At 61.9% G+C, this 24,917-nt stretch carries 29 protein-coding genes, 1 tRNA gene and 1 riboswitch; of the genes, 14 read left to right on the forward strand and 16 right to left on the reverse strand.

From position 1 onward, the window contains the following. Positions 1 to 33 precede the first annotated feature (33 nt). Both MUU55_RS01565 and mgtE read right to left on the reverse strand, forming a co-directional pair. Positions 34 to 420 carry a MerR family transcriptional regulator gene (locus tag MUU55_RS01565; protein WP_244759008.1) on the reverse strand — a complete coding sequence of 129 codons (387 nt, stop codon included), beginning with the start codon at positions 418 to 420 and terminating at the stop codon, positions 34 to 36. A gap of 65 nt (positions 421 to 485) precedes the next feature. Beyond that, positions 486 to 1,922, reverse strand: coding sequence for a magnesium transporter (gene mgtE / locus MUU55_RS01570; RefSeq protein ID WP_244759009.1), 1,437 nt, complete (start codon positions 1,920 to 1,922; stop codon positions 486 to 488). 301 nt (positions 1,923 to 2,223) lie between these two features. On the opposite strand from mgtE, the gene MUU55_RS01575 reads away from it, so the two are divergent. Beyond that, a complete protein-coding gene (locus MUU55_RS01575; RefSeq protein ID WP_244759010.1) occupies positions 2,224 to 2,718 on the forward strand; it encodes a peptide deformylase in 495 nt (164 codons plus the stop codon). Between the two features lie 112 nt (positions 2,719 to 2,830). Continuing rightward, positions 2,831 to 3,079 carry a DUF982 domain-containing protein gene (locus MUU55_RS01580; protein WP_244759011.1) on the forward strand — a complete coding sequence of 83 codons (249 nt, stop codon included), beginning with the start codon at positions 2,831 to 2,833 and terminating at the stop codon, positions 3,077 to 3,079. Between the two features lie 380 nt (positions 3,080 to 3,459). Here MUU55_RS01580 and MUU55_RS01585 read toward each other — a convergent pair whose 3' ends face one another. From MUU55_RS01585 to MUU55_RS29040, 3 genes are all read right to left on the reverse strand, one after another. After that, entirely contained in the window at positions 3,460 to 4,125 is a 666-nt protein-coding gene (locus tag MUU55_RS01585) for a hypothetical protein (protein ID WP_244759012.1), read from the reverse strand. Next, positions 4,122 to 5,174: a GSCFA domain-containing protein gene (locus tag MUU55_RS01590; protein WP_244759013.1), complete on the reverse strand. Its 1,053-nt coding sequence runs from the start codon at positions 5,172 to 5,174 to the stop codon at positions 4,122 to 4,124. The genes MUU55_RS01585 and MUU55_RS01590 overlap by 4 nt, the downstream gene beginning before the upstream one ends. 814 nt (positions 5,175 to 5,988) lie before the next feature. After that, the gene (locus MUU55_RS29040) at positions 5,989 to 6,117 is read right to left on the reverse strand and encodes a hypothetical protein (protein ID WP_280518834.1); all 129 of its coding nucleotides are present in this window, start codon (positions 6,115 to 6,117) and stop codon (positions 5,989 to 5,991) included. Between the two features lie 494 nt (positions 6,118 to 6,611). Here MUU55_RS29040 and MUU55_RS01595 point away from each other — a divergent pair, with 494 nt between their 5' ends. Further along, the gene (locus tag MUU55_RS01595) at positions 6,612 to 6,821 is read left to right on the forward strand and encodes a hypothetical protein (RefSeq protein ID WP_244759014.1); all 210 of its coding nucleotides are present in this window, start codon (positions 6,612 to 6,614) and stop codon (positions 6,819 to 6,821) included. Between the two features lie 52 nt (positions 6,822 to 6,873). Then, on the forward strand, positions 6,874 to 7,098 hold the full coding sequence (locus tag MUU55_RS01600; protein WP_244759015.1) for a hypothetical protein: 225 nt from the start codon (positions 6,874 to 6,876) through the stop codon (positions 7,096 to 7,098). A gap of 88 nt (positions 7,099 to 7,186) precedes the next feature. Here the strand turns inward: MUU55_RS01600 and MUU55_RS01605 are convergent. Then, positions 7,187 to 7,271: transfer RNA gene (locus MUU55_RS01605), tRNA-Leu, on the reverse strand. A 195-nt stretch (positions 7,272 to 7,466) separates the two neighbouring features. On the opposite strand from MUU55_RS01605, the gene lipB reads away from it, so the two are divergent. Beyond that, positions 7,467 to 8,213, forward strand: a complete 747-nt coding sequence (gene lipB / locus MUU55_RS01610) for a lipoyl(octanoyl) transferase LipB (RefSeq protein WP_244759016.1) — start codon at positions 7,467 to 7,469, stop codon at positions 8,211 to 8,213. Here the strand turns inward: lipB and MUU55_RS01615 are convergent. The 3 genes from MUU55_RS01615 to MUU55_RS01625 form a co-directional block, all read right to left on the reverse strand. After that, positions 8,186 to 9,427: a zinc metalloprotease gene (locus tag MUU55_RS01615; protein ID WP_244759017.1), complete on the reverse strand. Its 1,242-nt coding sequence runs from the start codon at positions 9,425 to 9,427 to the stop codon at positions 8,186 to 8,188. The two genes, lipB and MUU55_RS01615, sit on opposite strands and share 28 nt — an antisense overlap. 74 nt (positions 9,428 to 9,501) lie before the next feature. Continuing rightward, entirely contained in the window at positions 9,502 to 11,454 is a 1,953-nt protein-coding gene (locus tag MUU55_RS01620; protein ID WP_244759018.1) for an acetyl-CoA carboxylase biotin carboxylase subunit, read from the reverse strand. Between the two features lie 96 nt (positions 11,455 to 11,550). Then, a complete protein-coding gene (locus MUU55_RS01625) occupies positions 11,551 to 12,501 on the reverse strand; it encodes a DMT family transporter (protein ID WP_244759019.1) in 951 nt (316 codons plus the stop codon). A gap of 169 nt (positions 12,502 to 12,670) precedes the next feature. On the opposite strand from MUU55_RS01625, the gene MUU55_RS01630 reads away from it, so the two are divergent. From MUU55_RS01630 to sugE, 7 genes are all read left to right on the forward strand, one after another. After that, positions 12,671 to 13,075 (forward strand): helix-turn-helix domain-containing protein, encoded by a 405-nt coding sequence (locus MUU55_RS01630; RefSeq protein WP_244759020.1) that lies wholly within the window; start codon positions 12,671 to 12,673, stop codon positions 13,073 to 13,075. An 81-nt stretch (positions 13,076 to 13,156) separates the two neighbouring features. Continuing rightward, the gene (locus MUU55_RS01635) at positions 13,157 to 14,284 is read left to right on the forward strand and encodes an S-(hydroxymethyl)glutathione dehydrogenase/class III alcohol dehydrogenase (RefSeq protein WP_244759021.1); all 1,128 of its coding nucleotides are present in this window, start codon (positions 13,157 to 13,159) and stop codon (positions 14,282 to 14,284) included. 35 nt (positions 14,285 to 14,319) lie between these two features. Then, a complete protein-coding gene (locus MUU55_RS01640; RefSeq protein ID WP_425314141.1) occupies positions 14,320 to 14,757 on the forward strand; it encodes a GNAT family N-acetyltransferase in 438 nt (145 codons plus the stop codon). A 105-nt stretch (positions 14,758 to 14,862) separates the two neighbouring features. After that, positions 14,863 to 15,336 carry a YaiI/YqxD family protein gene (locus MUU55_RS01645; RefSeq protein WP_244759023.1) on the forward strand — a complete coding sequence of 158 codons (474 nt, stop codon included), beginning with the start codon at positions 14,863 to 14,865 and terminating at the stop codon, positions 15,334 to 15,336. Then, positions 15,333 to 15,989 (forward strand): DUF1345 domain-containing protein, encoded by a 657-nt coding sequence (locus MUU55_RS01650; protein WP_244759024.1) that lies wholly within the window; start codon positions 15,333 to 15,335, stop codon positions 15,987 to 15,989. Before MUU55_RS01645 ends, MUU55_RS01650 begins: the two co-directional genes overlap by 4 nt. A gap of 15 nt (positions 15,990 to 16,004) precedes the next feature. Further along, positions 16,005 to 16,838: an S-formylglutathione hydrolase gene (fghA, locus tag MUU55_RS01655; protein WP_244759025.1), complete on the forward strand. Its 834-nt coding sequence runs from the start codon at positions 16,005 to 16,007 to the stop codon at positions 16,836 to 16,838. Between the two features lie 164 nt (positions 16,839 to 17,002). After that, complete coding sequence (sugE, locus tag MUU55_RS01660) at positions 17,003 to 17,317, forward strand: quaternary ammonium compound efflux SMR transporter SugE (RefSeq protein WP_244759026.1); 315 nt, start codon at positions 17,003 to 17,005, stop codon at positions 17,315 to 17,317. A gap of 51 nt (positions 17,318 to 17,368) precedes the next feature. Here the strand turns inward: sugE and MUU55_RS01665 are convergent, their stop codons facing one another. From MUU55_RS01665 to MUU55_RS01695, 7 genes are all read right to left on the reverse strand, one after another. Next, positions 17,369 to 17,755: a DoxX family protein gene (locus tag MUU55_RS01665; RefSeq protein WP_244759027.1), complete on the reverse strand. Its 387-nt coding sequence runs from the start codon at positions 17,753 to 17,755 to the stop codon at positions 17,369 to 17,371. A gap of 24 nt (positions 17,756 to 17,779) precedes the next feature. Beyond that, complete coding sequence (locus MUU55_RS01670; protein WP_244759028.1) at positions 17,780 to 19,312, reverse strand: acyl-CoA carboxylase subunit beta; 1,533 nt, start codon at positions 19,310 to 19,312, stop codon at positions 17,780 to 17,782. A 99-nt stretch (positions 19,313 to 19,411) separates the two neighbouring features. Beyond that, positions 19,412 to 20,065, reverse strand: coding sequence for a hypothetical protein (locus tag MUU55_RS01675; protein WP_244759029.1), 654 nt, complete (start codon positions 20,063 to 20,065; stop codon positions 19,412 to 19,414). A gap of 74 nt (positions 20,066 to 20,139) precedes the next feature. Next, on the reverse strand, positions 20,140 to 20,925 hold the full coding sequence (locus MUU55_RS01680; RefSeq protein ID WP_244759030.1) for an ATP12 family chaperone protein: 786 nt from the start codon (positions 20,923 to 20,925) through the stop codon (positions 20,140 to 20,142). Further along, the gene (locus tag MUU55_RS01685; protein ID WP_244759031.1) at positions 20,925 to 21,584 is read right to left on the reverse strand and encodes an HAD-IA family hydrolase; all 660 of its coding nucleotides are present in this window, start codon (positions 21,582 to 21,584) and stop codon (positions 20,925 to 20,927) included. The genes MUU55_RS01680 and MUU55_RS01685 overlap by 1 nt, the downstream gene beginning before the upstream one ends. Continuing rightward, positions 21,584 to 22,570 (reverse strand): RluA family pseudouridine synthase, encoded by a 987-nt coding sequence (locus MUU55_RS01690; protein ID WP_244759032.1) that lies wholly within the window; start codon positions 22,568 to 22,570, stop codon positions 21,584 to 21,586. Before MUU55_RS01690 ends, MUU55_RS01685 begins: the two co-directional genes overlap by 1 nt. 58 nt (positions 22,571 to 22,628) lie before the next feature. Then, positions 22,629 to 22,865: an Lrp/AsnC ligand binding domain-containing protein gene (locus MUU55_RS01695; RefSeq protein ID WP_117366160.1), complete on the reverse strand. Its 237-nt coding sequence runs from the start codon at positions 22,863 to 22,865 to the stop codon at positions 22,629 to 22,631. 226 nt (positions 22,866 to 23,091) lie between these two features. Between MUU55_RS01695 and MUU55_RS01700 the strand changes: the two genes are divergently transcribed. Next, positions 23,092 to 23,373, forward strand: a complete 282-nt coding sequence (locus MUU55_RS01700; RefSeq protein ID WP_244759033.1) for a hypothetical protein — start codon at positions 23,092 to 23,094, stop codon at positions 23,371 to 23,373. Positions 23,374 to 23,520: 147 nt separating this feature from the next. Next, positions 23,521 to 23,623, forward strand: a riboswitch (glycine riboswitch). 151 nt (positions 23,624 to 23,774) lie between these two features. Next, positions 23,775 to 24,914 carry a glycine cleavage system aminomethyltransferase GcvT gene (gene gcvT / locus MUU55_RS01705; RefSeq protein WP_244759034.1) on the forward strand — a complete coding sequence of 380 codons (1,140 nt, stop codon included), beginning with the start codon at positions 23,775 to 23,777 and terminating at the stop codon, positions 24,912 to 24,914. Positions 24,915 to 24,917: the final 3 nt, after the last annotated feature.

A 24,917-nucleotide genomic window follows, 5' to 3' on the forward strand; every position in this document is an offset into this window, starting at 1 on the left:
CGCCATTCAGAAAAGTCAAAAATCCCGTAGGGTTCAGGTGCCGACGCCGATCTCGGCGAGACGGGTGAGGCAGGCCTCCTCGACATTGTCGAGCTCGGCCAGCGTCTCTTCGATATCGCGACGCTTCTGACGCAATTCCTCGCGCTTCTCGATGACCTTGTTCATCAACATTTCAAGCTGGCCCACCTCGCCCGGCGGGTCCTTGTAGACGCGGATGATGTCGCGGATCTCGGCGATCGTGAAACCGATGCGCCGGCCGCGCAGGATTTCCTGGATCAGGCGGCGGTCTGCCGGACGGAAAAGCCGCGTGCGACCGCGGCGCTCGGGATTGATGAGCCCCTCGTCCTCGTAGAAGCGCAAAGTGCGGGTGGAAACCCCGAATTCGCGCGTCAGCTCGGTTATGGTATAAAACTTGTCCACGCCTGCTCCGATCTTCTCTGAGCGGGCATTTTATTGACTTTTACGTATAAGTCAATTTTTCCGCGTCAATGGATGGCAAACCACCATGTCGCCAGGCCAAGGAAGGCGAAAAACCCGACGATATCCGTTACAGCCGTCACGAAGACGCTGGAAGAGACGGCAGGGTCCGCCCCCGCCTTGTCGAGCAGGATGGGAATGGTGATGCCGGCAAGGGCGGCCGCACACATGTTGATCAGCATGGCCGTCGCGATGACGCCGCCGATATTGATGTCCTGAAACCAAAACCCCGCGACGGCGCCGATCATCAGACCGAATGCGACCCCGTGCAGAAGGCCGACGCCGGCCTCGCGGCGCACGACACGCCACGCGTTGTGGATGTCGAGGTCGCGCGTCGCCAGCGCCCGCACAGTTACAGTCATGGTTTGCGAACCGGCATTGCCGCCCATGCCCGCTACGGCGGGCATCAGGATGGCCAGTGCGACGATCTGCTCGATCGTTGCCTCGAACAGCGAGATGACGGAAGCGGAGATGAACGCCGTCAACAGGTTGACGAGCAGCCACGGCGCACGCGACCGGGAGGTGGTGATGACGGTGTCCGACAGCTCTTCGTCGCCGACGCCACCGAGGCGCATCAAGTCCTCCTCGGCCTCTTCCTGGATGACGTCGACCACGTCGTCGATGGTCAGCACGCCGACGAGGCGGCCGTTCTCGTCGACGACGGCGGCGGAAAGCAGGTCGTACTGCTCGAAGAGCTGAGCCGCCTCTTCCTGGTCCATGTCGGCCGGGATCGGGTGATTGGTCTCGCGCATCACCGTTTCGATCTTCGTGCCGCGCGCGGTACGCAGAATTCGGTCGAGATCGACGACGCCGAGCAGGCGGAAAGTCGGGTCGATGACGAAGATCTGCGAAAAGCTCTCCGGCAGGTCCGCGTCTTCACGCAGGTAATCGATCGTCTGACCGATCGTCCAGAACGGCGGAACGGCGACGAACTCCGTCTGCATGCGGCGGCCGGCCGTGCTTTCGGGATAGTCCAGCGAACGGCGCAGACGAATCCGCTCGGTAAACGGCAGCTTGGAGAGGATCTCTTCCTGATCTTCCTGATCAAGGTCTTCCAGAATGTAGACGGCATCGTCCGAATCCATCTCGCCGATAGCGGCGGCGATCTGCTCGTTCGGCAGGTGCTCGACGATATCGAGACGGATCGCCTCGTCGACCTCGGTCAGCGCCGCAAGGTCGAAGTCAGCGCCGAGCAGCGAAACGAGTTGGCGACGCTGCTCTGGCTGGATCGCCTCGAGAAGATCACCCATTTCCGATTCGTGCAGGCGTGCCACGTGGCGGCGCAGAAACAGAAGATCACGGTCGGCGATGGCCGCGCCGACATGCATGAGGAAATCCGAGCGGATCGAGCCGTCCTCGGCGTAGATGTCCTCTCCGTCGAAAGTACTGTGTTCGATGGTGCTGCCCTGCTGCTCGATGCGGTCGTCGTCGCCGGTGTTGTCCATCGGGCCGCTCCTTGCGTCGGAATCGTCTCTACGGGCCATACCGGCAGCGCAGAGACGAGAGATTTTACATGCAGGGTTCCTTGCGATCGCCCGCATCCGGGCGTCTCGCGCCTCATCGTGCTAACCCAAAGCGCCCGTCCGGTCCATCACCGAAAGCGGCAAAAGCGGGCATGGCGGTTTTTTTTCGCAAGCTGTTGCAATTCCATGCAAATCGATGGATTTGCCGCGTCGGGACGACGGTCGGCATTTTCCCTTTGCCGCAAACAGGCTAGGACAGAGAAAACCGACGCCCGGAGAAACCATGGCCCTCCTGCCCATCGTGCGCTATCCCGATCCCCGCCTGCGCCAGCCGTGCCGCCTCGTGGATGATTTCGACACCCGGTTGGCGACCCTCGCCGAAGATCTTGCCGCAACCATGCGGGCAGCTCCCGGCATCGGCATCACGGCAGCGCATGTCGGCATCCTCGAGCGCCTGACCGTGATCGAACTCGACGGTCCCGGCTCGCTCAGGGTCTATATCAACCCCGTGATCGACTGGTTTTCGCCGGAGATGCAGCGCCACACCGAGGGCAGCGTCTCCATGCCTGGCGTCACCGACGAGATAGAGCGCCCTGCCCGCATTCGCCTGAACTATCGGGACCTTTCCGGCGCGCTGCAAACGGAGGAAGCGGATGGCCTGCTTGCCGTCTGCCTGCAGCACGAGATCGACCAGCTCGACGGCATCTTCTGGATCGATCGGCTGTCCCGGCTGAAGCGCGAGCGCATCGTCAAGAAATACGGCAAGCTCAGGGACTGATACGCGCAAACCTTTCTGAACACAGCAGAATCACCGTCGAAAAAATCTCAGCGAAGCCGGAACAATCGGATTCGTCCCGCATTTCTGAGCGCGAATACAAGGGACGATACCAATGAAAATGATTTCCTGGGACAAGACTTTGGGCATCCTGCTGCCGGGTGCCGAACGCCCACGTTTCGTGCGCGACGTGGCCAGCGCCATGCACCTGCTTGCCGAACTCTGGCCGGTGACATACGGCCGCGCCTATCAGCGGGCGCTCGCCTTCTGCGCCCGCGCACTGGAGGGCCGGATGAGCGCGGCCCGCGCCCGGTTGGCCTTCATTGCTGCGGCGCGGGAAGCGCGTGTGCATGTCGTTTCTTGACGGGAACAAAAACGCAGAAACAAAAAGATCCGCCTTTCGGCGGATCTTTTTTAGTGCGGTTGAGAAGACTCGCCAAACCGACGCAACACGCTGGAATTCGGGCGTTCAATGGTCCAACGATCGCGCACCCTTTGCGGGCCTCCGCCTGCAAAAGCATCCATCGTTTTCTCGGCAATGTGGATACCCCAGAACACCTTCCGATTCGTCGTTCGTTTCCCTCTGACCCTACACCGCCTACTTGACGCTCCGCGCAAAAAGAACAAAAAACATGCCTGCAGCGCCCCCCCGATCGCGACGGGTGGGTTCGAAAATATCGCTGAACACCGGCAAAATGCGGTGTAATTGCTCGACAGATAAGCATCTTATTTGGGACTGGCCGATCAAGGGTTCGCCCCTTGGCCGTCCATGTAGTCGCGAACCTTCTTCAGATACGATTTCCAGAACCGGTCGTTCATGTGGATGAAGTCGCCGTCCCTTCTATTGAACTTCCTCTTCGTCACCATCTTGGTATTGAGGGTGGTTTCCGGCTGAGAGACGAATCCAATTCTTCTCGCTGCGCAGAACTCCGCTGCCTTTTCCAGAAATCGCACCTTCGCCCTGACAGGAACCTGGGTGAGTTCCAGCATATTCGAAAGTGGATCACAGAGCAGAACGCATCTACCGGGTGCCAGGCGAGGAAAGACCTCAAGAACCTCGTTGTAGATCTTGGTCGGCGAATTAATCAGGAAATCGGCTTCCGGAAACATCTCGTCGAGCACGGCATCCGATAGCGGTGCCGGCCCCTTCATGAAGCGCTGCGGCTGAATCCAATGCCCGATGAAGACGATACGATCGTAGTCTGCCAAGTCATGGAATTCTGACGGACTACGGCCGTTTGCGCCGACTATCGAACCTTTGACCGAGTACCGGCCACCGTCGCGCGACCAACGAAGATTGGTCGGTCCCGCCGTTATATAGAACGTGTTCTCGAAATCCGGGAATATCGCCCCGATGGGACCCTTTGCGTTGCCTGCATGCGATCCGCCGCACCATAAGATCTTCTTCATCGGCCAAACGCTTCTAAAAGGGCCTCTTCACACTGTACGTCCTCCTTCGCGTCATCGCCCGCACTTTCTTCATTTGGCGCATCCTTGGCTGATGCGACCGGCGGGTGTTCTGCGAAGAAGTGCCCCATGACGAACTCGACCGTTTCGTCGCGAACGCTTCGAAGATTGTCTGCAAACGCTGTCGAATGCAGTCGCGGATTGGTGACGATCTCGTACGACGGGAAGTAGTCGATATGTTCATGTCGAGCTGAAAGCGTGCCGGCAACGGACCGAAGAACCGCCTTCGAATAACTCGTTGCTACCAGCACGTGGTTGCCGGTAGCGGTCGCCGTCAGCGGTACGGGAGAAACGGTCAAGATGACTTTGAACGGGCGACCGCCTCGGATCCGCTTGATGATTTCCTGGCACTCTTCGAAAGCCCCAAGCACCTCGTCGTAGCTCTCGTTTTGGAAGACAAACTCGTTGGCGTCGAATGTTCCGGCGATCGTTCCCGGTGCAGTCGGGTAGACTGTGCCTGTCGATCGATGCAGCCATGTTTCAGTGAGGCCGAGGGTGAAGATGAAGATGTCGAGTTGCTTGAACAGTTTCTCGACCATCTTGATGTGATGGCGACGATGCAGCGTGACCTCGCTACGGCTTTGAAGCCCTTTCGGCTCCACCGCCGGTCGCATGGCGTCTACGAACCTGTCGCCTTTCTGCCAGGCGACGTTCTCCGGGATGAACTCCCCAGCCACCTCGCGAGCGAGTTGCAACAACTGTCGTGTGGTATAAATGTTGCCGTATCGAGCGCTGTAGGTGCTGTAGCCAAACGCCAGATGCTTCTCTCTCGGCAGCCCGAGCGGGGCCGGCTCCACATCGAGAACACGATACCCATTCTTGTTCAGATGCCGCGAAATATGCTGGGCAAAGCACGAGCCCGCAGTTGCAATTCGAGCGGTGCGGTCGATCTCAAACTTCTTGCGATAGATCCCCTCCATTTTATATGGATTGGCACTGACAACACCGCTCTTCCAAAAGGCGGCGGATGGCAATATTTCGTAGGGATTCATGCTGCGTCTCGGCACACTAAGACTATGGATTTCTTATGAATAGTCAGGCCACTGATATCAGTCAATAGGACCAGTAATTCCAAACAGGGCAGTGGCTTTTCACATTCTTGCCAACAGTTCTGTGTTGATTGCCACTGAGAACTGCCCCCCGATGCTCGAACAGTCGGATTCTTGTACTACGCTTGGCACAGCGGTTGACTAGGATTTGGGCTCGGCGATGGGACCGGAAATTTTAAGTAGCAACTGGTGAAGCTCCAACTTTATGGACGCGAAATATCATCGCGCTGCGCCGCCTCGCTTCGCTGCAGAATCTCTCGTACGAACTTGATGTCGCCGGTCAGCTGGTGTGGCCACCGCCGATCGTCTCGGGGCCGCAGTCGCCACCGGCGCCTTTCGGGCCGGCGTAGAAGCCGAGCACACTCAAGCGCTCCTAGACCTGCGGGGTCATTGTCATGGCCGTCCTTTCTAAGGAGAGGCAGGCCGGCTGGAACAAAGCGGGCCGTCGGGAATTTCAGCGCCGATCACGCTGGCTGGAGGCCGACATGAAGGGCAGATCGCAGGAGCAGAAGGATCGGGATCACACATTGCTGGCGGCCGGTGCGCTCATCGTGGCCGGTGCAATTGTCATCGGCATTCCGCCGTGGATTCTTTTCGGCGTTTAGGGCAGGCAAACGCCGGCAACTGCCATGCGTTCGTTGTTGTTTTGCTTCACGATTTCGGCCGTTTTGCGTGCGGTATTCTGCATGATGCGAGACTCGATATCCCTCACCTCGGCTACGGTCCGGCCTTCACAGGATGTGCTTGGCGAACCACCTTATTTGGTGTGGTCGATGACCATCTCGTCGGGGTGGAGGAGCGCCATGAAGCCGCCCTTCCCGTCCATAGCGCCCGAGCGCGAACGCTTGCCGGTATAGCCGCCGCCGTCGAAGGGGGTGACCTGCATGCCGGCTCAAGGGTCCGCGGACGCTCCACCACTACCGAAGAGACTGAAAAGGCCGCCGAGGAACCCGCCGCCGCCCGACGTGCCGCTGTTCATGTTGACAATGGCGTCGACAAGATAATCCTGGATTTTATCGATCACCCTGTCGAGGACGGGAGATCAATTTGAGGAACGGCGCGCCATCAAGCGTGCATGGCCGAAATCCTCCGCAAGCAGGCAGAGCAATCGCTCGGCATCAAGTCGGGGGAAGCGGCCAGTCGCCCATATGGGAGGTGAAGGGATGAATCTTACTGGCGAACAAGGAGAACTCCTGGAGTGCGTGCGGGATGGTAGATCGCTAAAACTGGCTGAACGCAAAGACGATCCGGTCCGCCAGTTTTGCCGGCGAAAAGGCGTAACGTCAGTCCTTGTGAACCCTAGACGATGGGTCATTACAACACGCGGCCGATGGGTCATTACAACACGCGGCCGCGACGCTCTGGGGAAGGAGCGCGGCAATGGCGGCTGAAGACCTTGTCGCCTACTTCAGGCAAAGACACGGCTGGAAGTGCCGCGCAGGCTCCGCCATCTTCCGCGACCTCTCCACTTTCGCCGACGAGCAGCGCGCGTCCTCGGCGAGCGTGCAAGATCTCTACATTCTGTTTTGCGTGTCACATGGGATGATACCGAAAGACGCGCCGCCCGGCACGACAGAAGGTGCTCAATGACGGCGCCGGGGCTCTGCAGCATACGAAACGAGTTCGAGCCAGCGGGGACGCGATGTCCGCCATGTTCAAGCACGGGTGCCAGGACGCGGGGCTCGGGCATCTGTCTGCCCGTGGCGTCAGGAAAGGCCTGGCGGAGATGAGAAGCTCGCAATACGACATCATGGCCATCCTCGGCCATTCTGAAGCGAAAACGAATGAGGTTTACACCCGCCGCATCGAGCGCTGGAACCTCGCCAAGACAGCGATGGCGAAGGTTGGTAGTGGGTGCGTGGGGTAATTTGGTCCAATGTCCTGAAAACTTTGGGCCGATCAGGAACCTATGTGACTGAATAGAAAAAGAAAAACCCGGCACTAGGCCGGGTTCTTGGTGCGGTCGAGAAGACTCGAACTTCCACGGGTTGCCCCACAGCGACCTCAACGCTGCGCGTCTACCAATTCCGCCACGACCGCATCGTGGTAGGCGTCACCTTGCGGCGACGGAGGTGCATGTAGCAAAAGCATTTGGGGGGTGCAAGGCCGATACGAAAGAAAAATGACGGAAAGCGAAACAATTTCAACAGGGCTTTCGCGAACACCCTGAAACCCCTGAAATCCTTGCATGATCGCGCCTATATCTGGCACAAGAAATCCGAAAGGACGGCCATCATGCAGCGTCAGGACATCTCCATCTCCCTTCTTGCCATTCCTGGCTCGCCGCCGGTGCGCTGGCGTATCGCGAGAGAGCCGGTTTCCTATGAGGAGGCCGTGCAAACCATGGAAAACGAGGCGGCGGCGATCGCCCGCGGCGAGGCCGACGAACTGGTCTGGCTGGTCGAACATCCCCCGCTCTATACCGCCGGAACGAGCGCCGATTCCGCCGACCTTGTCGCACCGGATCGTTTCCCGGTGTTTTCCACAGGCCGCGGCGGCGAATACACCTATCACGGCCCCGGCCAGCGGGTCGTCTATGTCATGCTGGACCTGAAGCGGCGGCGTCAGGATGTGCGCGCCTTCGTGGCTGCGCTCGAAGCCGTGGTGATCGACACGCTCGATTCCATGAATGTGCGCGGCGAACGCCGCGAGGACCGAGTCGGCGTGTGGGTGCGCCGCCCGGAACGGCCGGTGCTGCCGGATGGGTCGCCGGCCGAAGACAAGATCGCCGCGATCGGCATTCGCCTGCGGCGCTGGGTGAGCTTTCACGGCTTCTCGCTCAATGTCGATCCGGATCTCGAGCACTTCTCCGGCATCGTCCCCTGCGGCATTCGCGGCTATGGGGTCACGAGCCTCGTGGACCTCGGCCTGCCCGTCATGATGAGCGATGTGGACATACGCATCCGCACCTCCTTCGAGCGGGTGTTCGGCGACACCGTTTCAGAGGCGGACTGTCAGTCCAGCAGCCTGCCGCAGGCATAGACGATCGCGTAACCATGCAGCACGAGCGCCGCATAGAGGCCGAAGCCGGCAAGCAGACGTTGCGGCGCGGTCATCGGGTCGAGCGCCTTGCGCGGTTTGACGCCGCCGGCGCCGAGAAGGCTCAGCACGGTAAAGATCGCCAAGCCGGCAATCAGCATGCGCGCCGGCAGGCCGATGCGCCAGCCGACCCACAGAATCGCCAGCGTCACCAGGAAACTGGCGATCAGCAGGCTCGCTCGCGTCGAAAAGACCTGCCGCAGGACCTGCCCGCCGTCGAAACGATGCATAGGCAGAAGGTTCAGAAGGTTGAAGGCGCCGAGAATCAGCATGAAGACGAGCAAACCAGGCCCCGTCACGCTTCCGCTGTCATGCAGCGCGATCAGCGGCGGGACGAGGAAGGCCGACATGCCGGCGCCCATCAGCGCGCAGACAGCCACTTCGAAATGGGAATTGTAAGGCCGGCCGCCGACCGCGATGCCGCCGAGCAGTGGCACGAAGATCATGCGCACCCTCTGATGCCCGAAGGCCCGGTAGGCGGCCATGTGGCCGAGTTCATGCAGCACGATGACTACCGTCAACAGTGACGATAGCTGGAGCCCCTGTATCGTCAGACCGAAGAACGGCCAAAGCAGCAGCGTGGACAGCACCGCGAGACCCGCCTGCGTCCATGGGCTTTCGAGCACACCACCCATGTCGCCCCTGCCCGTCGCCAGCCATTGGTCGAGCGCCTTCATTTCACGGCGCAGCTGTATGTAACGGAAGAGCAGGAAGGCGATACCACGATAGCGGTCGGTCTGCTCGACGATGAGCATCGTGCCGCCCGGCACGGGCCGCAGGAATCGCCGTTCGACATAGTGCCCCCAGAAGGAGGCGTCGAGCGCGCTGTCATCGACCACCCGCGTCTCGCAGGCAAGGCCCCCGGTATCCAGCGCCTCACTGACCTCCAGCGTGCGCATGATGGGGGCACCGTGGCGATCGGGCTGCGACAGGGTCTGCCTCACGCGGTCCGGAGAAAGCCGTTCGCTGGCGACGATGGAAGGGTGCCAGTCGGCTTCTGCGCCGAGCGGGCTGACAAGTGCCGCGATTCGGTTCGGCGGCGCTTTGAAGATGCGGGTGAGCTGGAGCGTGCGGCGTCCAATGGGAGCCGCGATCAAGAGCCAGATCAGGCCGAGATTGATCGCCAGCAGAAGGAGAACCGAAAGGGATGTCGACATGCCGTCCTCCCTGACCGTCATGGCAGGCAATTGAAGGCTAGCGGCAACATCCTAACAAATATTAAGAGCCGGACTTACGCGAATTCCATGATGACGGCATCGACCGCGAGGCTTTCGCCGGGTTTCGCCCGGATGGAGCCGATCGTCAGGTCCCGTTCGGCGCGCAGCACGTTTTCCATCTTCATCGCCTCGACCACCGCCAGCGTCTCGCCCGCCTTCACTTCCTGCCCCTCGCTGACCGAGATGGACACGACGAGGCCCGGCATGGGGCAGAGCAGCATCTTCGATGTGTCCGGCGGCAGTTTGACGGGCATCAGCGCGTCGAGCTCCGCATGGCGCGGCGTGAAGACGCGCGTGCGCACGGAAAGACCCTGCCAGTCGATGCGCATGCCGTTCGCGAAGGGCCGCAGCTGTGCCGTCACGCGCCGCCCGTCGATCGTGCCGTGCCAGACCGCCTCACCCGGCCGCCACTCCGTCGCGACGGCATCATCGGACGCGAGCGCGTGATAGTCGTCACCGATCTTCACCACCCAATCGCGACGCAAGCCTTGCGCCGGCCGGAGACGGTCGAGGTGGTTGGCGCGACGAGTGGCGTCGATGAGATGGGCAGACAGGGCGATCCGGGCAAGGATGCCTGCCTCCTCCGCCATCGGCATGGTGGGCGCAAACCCCTCGGGATATTCTTCCGCAATGAAGCCGGTGGAAAGCCGCCCTTCCCGCCAGCGCGGGTGGCGCATCAGGGAGGCGAGGAAGGGCACATTGTGCTCGATGCCGTCGACGGTGAACCCGTCCAGCGCGTCGCTCATGGCGTCGATCGCCTCGAGACGGGTCCGAGCCCAGGTGCAGAGCTTTGCGACCATCGGGTCGTAATACATGGAGATTTCGGCGCCTTCGTAGACGCCGGTATCGTTACGAACCAGCGCAGCGCCGCTACGCCCTTCGGCAGGCGGCCGGTAGCGGGTGAGACGGCCGATGGAGGGCAGAAAATTGCGATAGGGATCCTCGGCATAAAGCCGGCTTTCGATCGCCCAGCCGTCCAGCCTGATGTCCGCCTGCGACAGCGCCAGCTTTTCGCCCGCCGCGACCCGGATCATCTGCTCGACGAGGTCGATGCCGGTGACGAGTTCCGTAACCGGATGCTCCACCTGCAGACGCGTGTTCATTTCGAGGAAATAGAAATTACGATCGCGGTCGACGATGAACTCCACCGTGCCGGCGCTCTGGTAGTCGACGGCCCTGGCCAGTGCCACGGACTGCTCGCCCATGGCGCGGCGCGTGACCTCGTCAAGGAAAGGCGACGGCGCCTCCTCAACCACTTTCTGGTTTCGCCGCTGGATGGAGCATTCACGTTCGCCGAGATAGAGCGCCGTGCCATGCCCGTCGGCGAGCACCTGAATCTCGATATGGCGGGGATCGACGATGTACTTCTCGATGAAGACGCGATCGTCTCCAAACGAGCTTTTCGCCTCGGAGCGGGCACGCTCGAAACCGTCACGCACTTCGCTTTCATCCCAGGCGATACGCATGCCCTTGCCGCCGCCGCCGGCCGACGCCTTAATCATCACGGGATAGCCGATCTCGCCGGCAATGCGCTCGGCATGGCCGGCATCCTCGATGACGCCAAGGAAACCCGGCACCGTCGAGACGCTGGCGGCATTGGCGAATTTCTTCGATTCGATCTTGTCGCCCATAGCGCGGATTGCCTTGGGCTTGGGACCGATGAAAATGATACCTTCCGCCTCAAGTGCCTCGCAAAAACTGGCGCGTTCAGAGAGGAAACCATAGCCCGGATGCACGGCTTCAGCGCCTGTCGCCTTGCAGGCGGCGATGATCTTCTCGGCGACGAGATAGCTTTCGGCGGCGGCTGGCGGGCCGATATGCACGGCCTCGTCGGCCATTTCAACGTGCAATGCATCACGATCGGCGTCGGAATAAACCGCGACGGTGGCAATGCCCATCCTGCGTGCCGTCTTGATGACGCGGCAGGCGATCTCGCCGCGATTGGCAATCAGGATTTTCTTGAACATGCTTTCCTCCCGGCAGTCTCTACGGGAGTTGTAGCCACAAACGCGGTGCCCGTTCAACGGCGGCAGTGTTGCAAATTGTCCATCGCGCCAAGCACTTTAGTCGAAGGCAGCGCTCGTCGTGGGCGCACGGTTCTTGTGCTCGCGCCAGATGATGAAGAGGCCGGAAGCGACGATGATGGCAATGCCCAGCCATTTCGAGGGCGTCGGGAAGTCGCCGAAGATCGCATAACCGAGCACCGTGGCCGAGATGATCTCGAAATACTGGAAGGGGGCGAGAAGCGACAGCGGTGCCATGCGGAAGGCGCGCACGACCAGCATATGCGCATAGCCGGACAGCGCCCCCAAGATGAGGAGCAACACGAGCGAGAAGGCGGAATCGGGCAGCGACGGCGCAAAGTCCGCAATGCCGGCCGAATCGCCGAGGAACAGCGCGGCTCCCATGAAGATGGTGCCGCCGAAGCCGGCAACGGTTTGCATGGTCAGCGGCGAGTCGGCATCACCCAGCGCGCGGTTCATGAAGAGATAGATGGAATAGAGGAAGGCGCAGGCAACCGGCAGAAGCGCGGTCCAGCCGAACAGCACGAAGCTCGGCTGGATGACGATAAGCGCGCCGCCGAAACCCACCATGATGGCGAGCCAGCGGCGCCAGCCGACACGCTCGCCAAGGAAGATCGCCGACATGGCCGTGAGGATGAAGGGCTCGACGAAATAGATTGCGAAGACATCGGCGAGCGGCATGTATTTCACGGCAGCGAAGAAGAGGAGGCTCGCGGCACCGTGGATCGCCCCGCGCAAAAGGTTCATCCACGGGCGTTTCGGCCGCAGCATCTCCCGGCCGCCAGCCATGAAGACGAGTGGGACCGTGCACAGCACCTGGAAGAAGAAGCGGTAGAACGTCACCTGCCCCGGCGACATGCCGACGAAGTTCGCCATGTATTTGGCAATCGCATCCATGCCCGGCAGAAGCAGCATGGCAACGGCCATCAGTGCGACGCCCTGCATGACGCTTCCGCCGGAATTGTCGATGGCGCTGGCTTTGGCGTTCATGGGCGACTCCTTTTTCGCCTCTGCATAACCCTTTTCCTCCGGCTGGCAATGCCGGAAATCCTGCCGGTCGGGGGCGGCCGTGACGCGGGCGGCGCGCGGCGGCGCATTTGAGGTAGCCCGGCGCGGCGACTTGCCTGTAAACTCGCCCCAAGAAGAAATGGAGGCCGCGATGACCTTTCCCGGCGAGAGCAACACCATCCCCTTCCCGTCGGGCCGTGCCGACGGTGATACGCTCGGCGGACGCATCTGGCGCGCCCGCGACGCGCTTGGCCTCGAGCTTGCGGATCTCGCATCGCGGATCGGGCTTCCCGAGGAGACCGTGAGCGGCTGGGAACGAGATCATGCCGAGCCGGACACCAAGGCTCTCTTCATGCTGGCCGGCGTGCTCTCGGTATCCCCTTCCTGGCTGATTGCCGGTATAGGCGAGGCACCAGCCGATCCCACGGGCGACGATCACCTGCATCCGCTTCTTCGGCAATTGCGCGAGGTGCACCAGCTGCACGACCAGACAGGCAAGGCCATCGCCGCGCTCGAAGCCGAAATCGCGCGGTTGATTGCCCGCGATCAGGACTGATTTTTCCACTCACCGCACTTGAGAGGCCGGGCCGGCTCTGCAATGGTCCGCCCGACAGAGAATCCGTAAAGGGAGACGAACATGGACGTACGCGCCGCCGTTGCCGTTCAGGCAGGAAAACCGCTTGAAATCATGACCGTACAGCTGGAAGGCCCGCGCGCCGGCGAAGTGCTGGTCGAGGTGAAGGCCACTGGCATCTGCCACACCGACGACTTCACGCTCTCGGGCGCCGACCCGGAAGGCCTGTTCCCGGCCATTCTCGGCCATGAGGGCGCCGGCATTGTCGTCGATGTCGGTCCCGGCGTGACATCTCTCAAGAAGGGCGATCATGTCATTCCGCTCTACACGCCGGAATGCCGCGAATGCTATTCCTGCACCAGCCGCAAGACCAATCTCTGCACCTCGATCCGCGCCACCCAGGGCCAGGGCCTGATGCCCGACGGCACCTCGCGCTTCTCGATCGGCAAGGACAAGATCCACCACTATATGGGCTGCTCGACTTTCTCCAACTTCACGGTCCTGCCGGAGATCGCGCTTGCCAAGATCAATCCGGACGCGCCCTTCGACAAGGTCTGCTACATCGGCTGCGGTGTCACGACCGGCATCGGCGCGGTCATCAACACGGCCAAGGTCGAGATCGGCTCGACGGCGATCGTCTTCGGCCTCGGCGGCATCGGCCTCAACGTCTTGCAGGGCCTGCGCCTTGCCGGTGCCGACATGATCATCGGCGTCGACATCAACCCGGACCGCAAGGCCTGGGGCGAAAAGTTCGGCATGACGCATTTCGTCAATCCGAAGGAAGTCGGCGACGACATCGTGCCCTATCTCGTCAACATGACGAAGCGCGGCAACGACCTGATCGGCGGCGCGGACTACACGTTCGACTGCACGGGCAATACCAAGGTGATGCGCCAGGCGCTCGAAAGCTCGCATCGCGGCTGGGGCAAGTCGGTCATCATCGGCGTTGCCGGCGCCGGCCAGGAAATCTCGACGCGTCCGTTCCAGCTGGTCACCGGCCGCAACTGGATGGGCACGGCCTTCGGCGGCGCGCGTGGTCGCACGGACGTGCCGAAGATCGTCGACTGGTACATGGACGGCAAGATCCAGATCGACCCGATGATCACCCACACCATGCCGCTCGAAGACATCAACCACGGCTTCGAACTCATGCACAAGGGTGAGAGCATCCGCGGCGTGGTCGTCTATTGAGCACGCAGACACCCTACGGCATCGACGTGCGGAGAATGGAAGCCTTCTCCGCCGTCGAGCTTTATGCGCTCCTGAAACTGCGCGTGGCGGTCTTCGTCGTCGAGCAGGCCTGCGCCTATCCGGAGCTGGACGGCAAGGATTGCGACGCGCTGCACCTGCGGCTGCTGATCGACGGCGACACTGCCGCCTATGCGCGGCTGTTGCCGCCGGGCGATGGCCCGCCGCGCATCGGCCGGGTGCTCGTGGCGCCCGGTCATCGCGGCAAGGGGCTCGGAGAAACGATCATGCAGGAAGCCATCCGCGCCTGCGAGCAGCACTTCCCGGGCGCTGCGATCGAACTTTCCGCGCAAAGCTACCTGGAGCGCTTCTACAAGGCGCTGGGCTTTTCGCCGACCTCGGAGGAATATGTCGAGGACGGCATTCCGCATATCGATATGGTGCGACCGGCGGGAAGCCGTCAGCCACCACTCTGACCACAGCGAGACAATTAAGGGTGCTATTCCTGCCTGCCGGACTTGCTACACGTCTGGAAAGACCGTTTCACGGGAACGCCGCCAGGGACACGCTCCGTTACTGCGATGACTGACACGCCACCAACCATCTATGTCGACGCCGACGCCTGCCCGGTGAAAGCGGAAATTCTCAAAGTCGGCGAGCGTCACGGCCTGCCCGTGACCTTCGTCGCCAATTCGGGCCTGCGCCCCTCACGCGACCCGATGGTGAAGAACATCATCGTGTCCGGCGCCTTCGATGCGGCAGACAACTGGATCGCCGACAATGTCATCGAAGGCGATATCGTCGTGACGGCGGATGTGCCGCTCGCCGTACGTTGCGTCGCCAAGGGTGCCCACGTGACCGGACCGACCGGCCGGCTCTTCGACCAGGCCAATATCGGCATGGCGAGCGCCATGCGCGACCTCGGCGCGCATCTGCGCGAGACCGGCGAAAGCAAGGGCTACAACGCCGCCTTCTCGCCGCGTGACCGTTCCGCCTTCCTCGAAACGCTCGACCGCCTGTGCCGCCGGGCGAAAAGCACGCGGACAAGTTCATGACGAAGGCTCCGGGACGCAAGATCTATGGCCGGCATGTGCCCTTCTATGCGGGCATCGGCGCAGCCGTAGTCTTCGGCGTTCCGGCACTCTGGCTGAAACCGGATTTTGCGATCGGCATCGCGGCCATCGCCTTCTTCCTCAGCTATCTCGTGCTGACGGCCATACGCCTCCCAAGTCTGACGGCCTCCTATCTCGAGCACTATGCGACGGATGCCGACGAGCCCGTCGCTATCATCTTCGCCGTGACGCTTCTGGCCGTCGCCGTTTCCACGGGCTCGCTCTTCGTCGTCCTCAACGAACGCGCCGCCTCCGGCATCGAATTCGTGCTCGCCTTCGCCTCCGTGGCGCTCGGCTGGCTCACCATCCATACCATGGCGGCGCTGCACTATGCCCATCTCTACTGGCGCCCCGGCAGCACGGAGGAGAGCGAAGACGCAGGCCGCAGCCTGGATTTTCCCGGCAAGGCCCCGCCCGGCGTTTACGATTTCCTCTATTTCGCGTTCGTGATCGGCATGACGGCGCAGACGTCAGACGTCGCCATCACCTCGACGGCGATGCGCAAGGTCAACCTGCTGCACGCCGTGGTTTCGTTCTTCTTCAACACGGTGCTGGTCGCCGCCGCGGTCAATGCGGCAGTGTCGCTGGCGTCCTGACAACAGGAGTTTTCCATGAAAGTGCTTTCTCAGAACACGGCTTTCGGCGGCATGCAGGGCGTGTTTGCCCATGAATCGGAAGCCTGCAAGACCGAAATGAACTTTGCTGTCTTCGTGCCGCCGCAGGCGATCAAGGAGCCGCGTCCCGTGCTCTGGTATCTCTCCGGCCTCACCTGCACCCACGCCAACGTGATGGAAAAGGGCGAGTACCGCCGCATGGCCGCCGAACTCGGCCTGATCGTCGTCTGCCCGGACACCAGCCCGCGCGGCAACGACGTGCCGGACGAACTGACCAACTGGCAGATGGGCAAGGGCGCCGGCTTCTATCTCGACGCCACCGAACAGCCCTGGGCCGAGAACTACCAGATGTACAGCTATGTGACGGAGGAATTGCCAAACTTCCTGCGCCAGCATTTCCGTATGGACATGGACCGCCAGGGCATTTTCGGCCACTCGATGGGTGGCCACGGCGCCATGACGATCGCTCTGAAACATCCGGACCGTTTCAAGAGCTGCTCCGCCTTCGCGCCGATCGTCGCCCCTTCCAGCGCCGACTGGTCCGTGCCGGCCTTGGAAAAATACCTCGGCGCGGACAAGGCGGCCTGGCGCGAATATGACGCCTGCGCGCTCGTCGAAGATGGCGCGCGCTTTCCGGAGTTCCTGATCGACCAGGGCAAGGCCGACGGCTTCCTCGACAACGGCCTGCGGCCCTGGCTGTTCGAAGAGGCGATCAAGGACACCGACATCAAGCTGACGCTGCGCATGCACGAACGCTACGATCATTCCTACTACTTCATCTCGACCTTCATGGACGAGCATCTGAAGTGGCACGCCGAACGCCTCGGCTGAAACATCGCGTCGATATGGTGGGAGCGCATGGCTGACATGACGCCCCCGCCCTTGCCCTTCCGTTGGCAATGAGCAATATTCCGCCCCGGTAGACGGCTACCGCCGGGAACAATCCCGGTTACGATCGCGGGGACGGCCTCGCTCCTTTGAAACGGAGTAGCCACATGCCCTGGATCCTTCTTACCCTCGCCGGCATCTTTGAAATCGGCTGGGCCATCGGCCTCAAATATACCGACGGCTTCACCAGACTGGTTCCCACCGTCCTGACGGCGGGTTCGATGGTGATCAGCATCGTGCTTCTCGGCCTCGCCGTGAAGACGCTTCCGATGGGAACGGCCTATGCCATCTGGACCGGCATCGGTACCGTCGGCACCGTCATTCTCGGCATTATCCTTTTCGCCGAACCCGTCACCGCCATGCGTATCGGTTGCATCGCGCTGATCGTCACCGGTATTCTCGGCCTGAAGTTCGTCGCCTAAGAGCCATTCCAGCAAAAGTGCGAAGCGGTTTTGCGTCCGGAATTGCGATAACTAACGGTTGCGATTGTCGAGGGCAAATGCCCCCGGCCCCGCGGCCGTCAGGTAAAGGAAAACGAAGCAGAAGAGGATCGCGGCATCGCCGCGATTGTTGACCGGAAAGAAGCTCTGCGGCGCGTGCGCCATGAAATAGGCGACGGCCATGAAGCCGCAGAGTACGAAGGCCACCGGCCGCGTGAACAGACCGACCAGCAGCAATATCCCACCGACCACCTCCAGTGCGCCCGCAAGCCCGATGAGGTTCATCAGGTCGCCGAACGGCTGTTCGGCTGGCGGAAAATTGAAGAATTTCTGCGTGCCGTGCTCGATGAAGAGCAGCGACGAGACGATGCGCAGCACGGCAAGCGCCTGCGGCTGGCAGGCGGACAAACGGTCGAACATGGCATGCACTCCCTTCCGTTTTGCTCAGAGGGGAATGTTATCATGTTTTTTCCATGGGTTTTGCAGATCCTTGTTGCGCAGGAGGCGCAAGGCGCGCGCAATGCGCTTGCGCGTCGAATGCGGCATGATCACCTCGTCGATATAACCTCGCTCGGCCGCCACGAAGGGCGAAAGAAAACGATCCTCGTACATCTTCGTGTGTTCGGCGATCTTTTCGGGATCGGCGATATCCTTGCGGAAGATGATCTCCACCGCCCCCTTGGCGCCCATGACCGCGATCTGCGCCGTCGGCCAGGCATAGTTGAAGTCGCCGCGCAGGTGTTTCGAAGCCATCACGTCATAGGCGCCGCCATAGGCCTTGCGGGTAATCACCGTCACCTTCGGCACGGTCGCTTCGGCAAAGGCGAAGAGCAGTTTTGCGCCGTGTTTGATGAGACCGCCATATTCCTGCGCGGTGCCCGGCAGGAAACCCGGCACATCGACGAAGGTAACGACGGGAATGCCGAAGCAATCGCAGAAGCGCACGAAACGCGCCGCCTTGCGGCTGGCATCCGAATCGAGCACCCCCGCCAGCACCATCGGCTGGTTGGCGACGAATCCGACTGTGGAGCCCTCGATGCGACCGAAGCCGCAGACGATGTTTTTGGCAAAACTCTCCTGGATCTCGAAGAAGTCGCCCTCGTCGACGGTCTTGAGGATCAATTCCTTGATATCATAAGGCTTGTTGGCATTGGCCGGAACGAGCGTGTCGAGCGACTCGTCCACGTCGTCGACCGGCTGGAAGCACTCGATTTCAGGCACGGGCGCTGTGTTGGACTGTGGCAGGAAATCGATGAGCCGGCGCACCTGCAACAGCGCATCGACGTCATTGTCGTAGGCGCCATCGGCGATCGACGATTTCGTGGTGTGAACCGAGGCGCCACCAAGCTCTTCCGAAGTCACCGTCTCGTTGGTGACGGTCTTCACGACATCGGGTCCGGTCACGAACATGTAGGACGTATCACGCACCATGAAGATGAAGTCGGTCATCGCCGGCGAATAAACGTCACCGCCGGCGCAGGGTCCCATGATGACGGAAATCTGCGGGATGACGCCTGATGCCAGCACGTTGCGCTGGAAGACCTCGGCATAGCCGCCGAGTGCTGCCACGCCCTCCTGGATGCGCGCCCCGCCGGCATCGTAGAGGCCGATGATCGGCGCGCGGTTCTTCAGCGCCATATCCTGGACCTTCATGATCTTCTGGGCATGGGTTTCGGACAGCGATCCGCCGAAGACGGTGAAATCCTTGGCGAAGACGAAGACGGTTCGGCCGTTGACGGTGCCCCAGCCGGTAACCACGCCATCGCCAGCGATCTTCGATTTCTCCATGCCGAAATCCGTCGAGCGGTGCTCGACGAACATGTCGAATTCCTCGAACGACCCCTCGTCCAGAAAGACATCGATGCGTTCGCGCGCCGTCAGCTTGCCGCGCTTGTGCTGCGCATCGATGCGCCCCTGGCCGCCGCCCATGCGGGCGCGCTCGCGCCGGACTTCGAGCTCGTGGAGAATTTCCTTCATGACGCCTCGGTTCCTCCCGTTTTGAAAACGGCTTAGCATGGGGAAACGGGGGCTTGAAGGGGCAGCGACTAGATCGATGGTCTTAGAGCATGGAGAAGATCAGTCGCAGCTGATCGTCTGCGTGACCACGCAGGGGGCGACCTTTTTCGTCGATCCTTCGGCAAGTGCGCGCGAACGCACCGTCAGCGCCGCATCGGTCGGAACGACCAGCGGGCGGTCGTCCTTGCGCGAGCGGGACTGCACGCTCCGCTGCACGGCCGGCTTGCGCTTGCCACCGGCATATTTGCGTCCCTTGGAGGGGCGTTTGCCTTCATTCAGCTTACCGGCGGCGACCGGCGACAGGCGGTAGGCGATCGCCACGCGCTTGGCGATGGCGTCACCCAGCGCGGCCTCGCGCCCCTTGCTGGACGGCATGAAACTGTTGACGGTCATCGTGTTGCGGGATGCGACGCCGCCCTTGAGATCGGAAAGCGTGACCGTGACATTTGCCGAACTGGCGCCGTTTGCCGATTGCTTGACCCCACTCACGCGCACATCCATCGACGCCCGGTCGATGGTCACCGCCCGGCGCGTCGCCTGGGCGGCACGCTTCAGGTAGGCATCGGTTCGCTTGAGAACCACCGGTGGCACGTTCCCGTCACCGCTGACGACGACCTTGCGAACATCGCGGACGGGAAAACCCTCGGCGCTGGCGGCAATTGGTGCGGAAAAGACGAGGCAGGCGGAAAGAGCGGCGCGGAGAAGAAACTGCATGATACTCTGTACGGGTCGGCTATGGCTGTTGGAACGAAGCGCCAAAATGAGGCGTGAATCTTAAAAAACTCTGGTCAGCGCGGCATGTCGAAAAACACGGAAGCGGCGACGTCCAATTCCTTGCGACGCATTTCGCGGCGATGGAAGGCCTCGTCGTCGGTGCCCCAATGCTCGATCTGCCAGTCCTCGTCGATATGGGCAAGCAACCAGACCTTGTCCGCATCGACAACGCCTTCGGCAAAGGCCAGGCCCAGCAAGGCCGAACCGGTCAACGTCGTGACGGTGTGCACGCAGGCGAGCGCCAGCGGATCGCGCCAATCGGAGAGTGCGGCGGCAAAGGCTTGGATGGCAGGAACTGGCTGCTCCCGATGCATCACGCCTTCGACGAGGATGAAGCGGATGCCCTTGGCATCGGCAGCCCAGCGCAGGACCGGATCCCAGCCATCGCGCTGGCGCGCGACGAGACCATCCGGCGTGTCCGCGCGGTAGCAGAGCATGTCCGTGCCGGCAAAACGCACGATCTCATCGAAAACGGCATCAAGATTTTCCGCAACCCCATCGATGGCCGTGTTGACGAGGCGTGTCACCGGCATCGCCGCAGGGTCGATTTCCTCCGCCTGTGCATCCCATTCCGCTTTCAGACGATCGGCAATCATCTGAGACGGCGCGGCAAGCAGCTTCTTGCCGGGTGTTCGCACCGGGCGACCATCAAGAAGGATGCGGAACCCCTCCTCCGCCTTGTCGGTCGAGACCTCCTTGTAGAAGCGCTTGGGCAGCGGCCGCTTCATCTGGATCTGCGCGCGGCGCACCGGATCGGGATCGCTCATCGCATCGGAAAGATCGCTCAGGATGTCACGCATCAGAAAGTCTCCAACCAGTCGAGAAGGTCTGCGGGCGTTCGCAGGATGTGATCCGCGCCAGCCGCGACCAGTTCGGGCACGCTTGCATAGCCCCAGGAAACGCCGATGGCCTTTGCCCCGGCTGCCTTCGCCATCTGCATATCGTAGATCGCGTCGCCGATCACAACCGTGCGGGCTGCATCGATGCCGGCTTCGCTGCAGCATTCCGTCACCATGGCGGGGTGCGGCTTGGACGGGCAATCATCCGCCGTGCGCGAGACGAAGAAGGTCTTGTCGAAACCGTGGGCGGCACGGATCAGGTCGAGGCCGCGACGGGATTTTCCCGTGACGGCGCCGATCAGCAGGTCGTCCTGCCGCTCCAGCGTCGCCATCATCTCGGCGATGCCGGCAAACAGCGGCTCCTGGAAGCCGGGCTCGGCGCGCACGCCGGTGTAGGTCGCCTTGTAATGCGCCGTCATCGCCAGCGCCTCCTCGTCGACATGCGGCTTGCCCTGCATGCGGGCAATGGCGATGTCGAGCGTCAGCCCGATGATCGCCTTGGTCTCGGAAATATCCGGTCTCGCATGGCCGAAATCGACGAAGGTGCGGGCCATGACCTCATGGATCAGCCGCGCGCTATCGACCAGCGTGCCGTCGCAATCGAACAGGGCGAGCCGCATCAGTCTTCCTCGTCCCCGGCGGTCTGGTCGAAGCCGAACAGGTTCCAGGTCTGCACCATATGCGGCGGCAGCGGCGCGGTGACACGCAGGCGCCCGCCATTGGGATGCGGAATATCGATGCGGCGGGCATGGAGGTGCAGACGGTTCTGCACACCGCCCGGAAAGGCCCAGTTGAGGTCGGCCTCGAAATATTTCGGATCGCCGATGATCGGATGACCGATATGAGCGGCATGCACGCGCAGCTGATGCGTACGGCCGGTATAGGGTTCCATTTCCAGCCACGCATAGTTTTGCGCAGCCTGCTCGATGATGCGGTAGAACGAAACCGCGTGGTCGGCGCCATCCTCGCCGTGCTTGGCGATGCGCATGCGGTCACCATCCGGCGTCTGTTCCTTGACGAGCCAGGTCGAAATCTTGTCCTCGCGCTTCTTCGGCACGCCCATCACCAGCGACCAGTAGGTCTTCTTGGTATCACGCTCGCGGAAGGCGGCCGTCAGCTTCTGCGCCGCGCCGCGCGTGCGGGCGATGACGAGCACGCCCGACGTGTCGCGGTCGAGCCGGTGCACGAGGCGCGGCTTCTCGCCCTTCGGGCTGGTCCAGGCCTCGAGCATCTGGTCGATATGGCGATTGACGCCCGAACCGCCCTGCACGGCGATGCCGGCCGGCTTGTTGAGCACAATGACCTTCTCATCCTCATGCAGCAGCATGCGGGAAAGCAGCTCGTGATCCGAAGAATGCTTCAGCTCGCGGCCGGCGATCGGCCCGGCCTTCTTGGCATCCACCTCCATCGGAGGGATGCGGATCATCTGTCCCGGCTGCACGCGGGTGTCGCTCTTGACGCGGCCGCCGTCGATGCGCACCTGGCCGGAGCGCAGCAATTTCTGGAGCGGGCCGAAGCCGAGACCCGGATAGTGGACCTTGAACCACCGGTCGAGGCGCATGCCCGCCTCGTCGCTCTCAACTTGCCTGTGTTCGATGCCTGCCATGTCAGCCTTCTTTCGTTGCGCCGTGCTTTAGCGCAAGAACCGGCGGAGGGAAACAGTCTTAGAACGCGCGGAAGGTCAGAGTGGTCAGCGAACGCACGATACCGGGAATGGAGGCGACGTGGTCGTTGATGAACTTGCCGATATCCTCTTCGCTATCGACATAGACCTTGAGAAGCAGGTCGTATTCGCCGCTGGTCGAATAGAGCTCCGAAATGAGTTCCGTAGCGTAAAGCGCATCAGCGACTTCGTAGGTCTTGCCTGGAGCGCATTGCAATTGCACGAAAATCGGCTTCATCGGTCCTCCCGCACCATCGGCGGCATCTGCTTTTACCGCCGATTCCGGCGGCATTTCCACTCCTCTTATGACGGAAACTGCCCCGAAAAGGCAAGGCCGACCGAAATTCGCACAGATCGTTAAAAGTCGATGAAAATGCAACCGCCGCGCTTCACACACGCGAAAGGCGCAAATGATAAATTGCACGAACCTGAACCAACTCTCGTTGAACGCCATGACTCAGATTGTGACAGTTTCGCCCGCCACCGCCGCCTATGCCTCGCAGGGCATGAAGATGCAGACGCGTGCGAACACCCTTTTCGAGCAGCGCATCCAGACCTGGAGCGAGGACGCGAAGACCCGCGGCGATGCGCGTGTGATCGCGGTGCTTAACGTCGTACAGCCGCCCGCACTGGCGCTTGCCCTTATCACCGCGCCCGGCATGACGCCGCAAGTGACCGTCGCGGAGGCGCAACGTCTTTATGACGAGAACGGCGCCCCTGTTCAGCAGGAAGCCGAACCCGCCTGATCCTCCCCTTTAAAGGACTACAGCCGTCCTCCAACCGACTAAGGCCCCTCATGGGGCCTTTTCTTTGCTCCTTTCCCTGAACGACAAAAATGTGTTCGGCAGCGACGCCACCTCTTGCCAAAACACGGGCAAGACCGTTATCTGGAGCCAACCTCGCTGGGAGAAGCCGGCCGCCTCTGGATGAGGCAGCGCCGGTGCCGAAGGAGCAACCGCCCCGGAAACTCTCAGGCAAAAGGACCAGCAAGGTGCCGTCATAACTCTGGAGAGAAGCGCGCAAGCGCTCGCCGAAGGGATAACAATCTCAGGCGAAGGGACAGAGGGGGCTCAGGAGAACGGCGCGACTGCGCCTGATTGTGAGCCGGCGCCTTGTAATCGGGCGCCCAGGGACTGGAGGGCGCCTTTTGGACGGATCGTCTGAACTCAAGAAAACACCGCTTCACGCGCTGAACGTATCGCTCGGCGGCCGCATGGTGCCGTTCGCTGGCTACGAGATGCCGGTGCAATACACGGCCGGCGTGATGAAGGAGCACCTGCACACCCGTGCTGCCGCCGGCCTGTTCGACGTCTCGCATATGGGCCAGGTCACCGTGCGCGCCCGCTCCGGCGACAATGCGGACGCCGCCCGCGCGCTCGAAACGCTGGTGCCGGTCGATGTCGTCGGCCTCGGCGAAGGCCGCCAGCGCTATGCGCTCTTCACCAATGACGAGGGCGGTATCCTCGACGACCTGATGATCGCCAACCGCGGCGACCATTTTTATGTGGTCGTCAACGCCGCCTGCAAGGATCAGGACTTCGCCTATATGCAGGCGAAGATCGGCGATGTCTGCGAGCTGACGCTGCATGACGACCGCGCGCTGGTCGCCCTCCAGGGGCCGCATGCGGAATCGGTCCTGGCCGAACTTTGGGCCGACATCTCCTCCATGCGCTTCATGGATGTGCGCGCCTGCGACCTGCACGACGCCGACTGCATCGTCTCACGCTCCGGCTATACCGGTGAGGACGGCTTCGAGATCTCCATTCCGGCAGCGCTTACCGAAACCGTCTGTCGCCGCCTGCTCGATCATCCGGACGTGCTGCCGATCGGTCTCGGCGCCCGCGATTCGCTGCGCCTCGAAGCCGGCCTCTGCCTCTACGGCAACGATATCGACACCAGCACCACGCCGGTGGAAGGCGCGCTCGAATGGGCGATCCAGAAGGTTCGCCGCAAGGGCGGCGAGCGTGAAGGCGGGTTCCCGGGCGCTTCCGTCATCCTCGACCAGCTTGAAAACGGTGCGGCCCGCCGCCGCGTCGGCCTGCGGGCCGAGGGCCGTGCGCCCGTGCGCGCCAGCGCCGTACTTGCCACCGATCCCGAGGGCGAGGATGTCGTCGGCACGGTCACCTCGGGCGGCTTCGGTCCGAATGTCGATGGCCCTGTCGCCATGGGCTACGTGACCAAGGCGGCGATTGCTCCCGGCACGCAGCTCTATGCCGGCGTGCGCGGCAAATTCCTGCCCGTCACCGTCGCCGCCATGCCCTTCGTCAAGAACACCTTCAAGCGCTGACAC

It is taken from the genome of Shinella curvata (assembly GCF_022899935.1).
Classification (GTDB): Bacteria; Pseudomonadota; Alphaproteobacteria; order Rhizobiales; family Rhizobiaceae; genus Shinella; species Shinella curvata.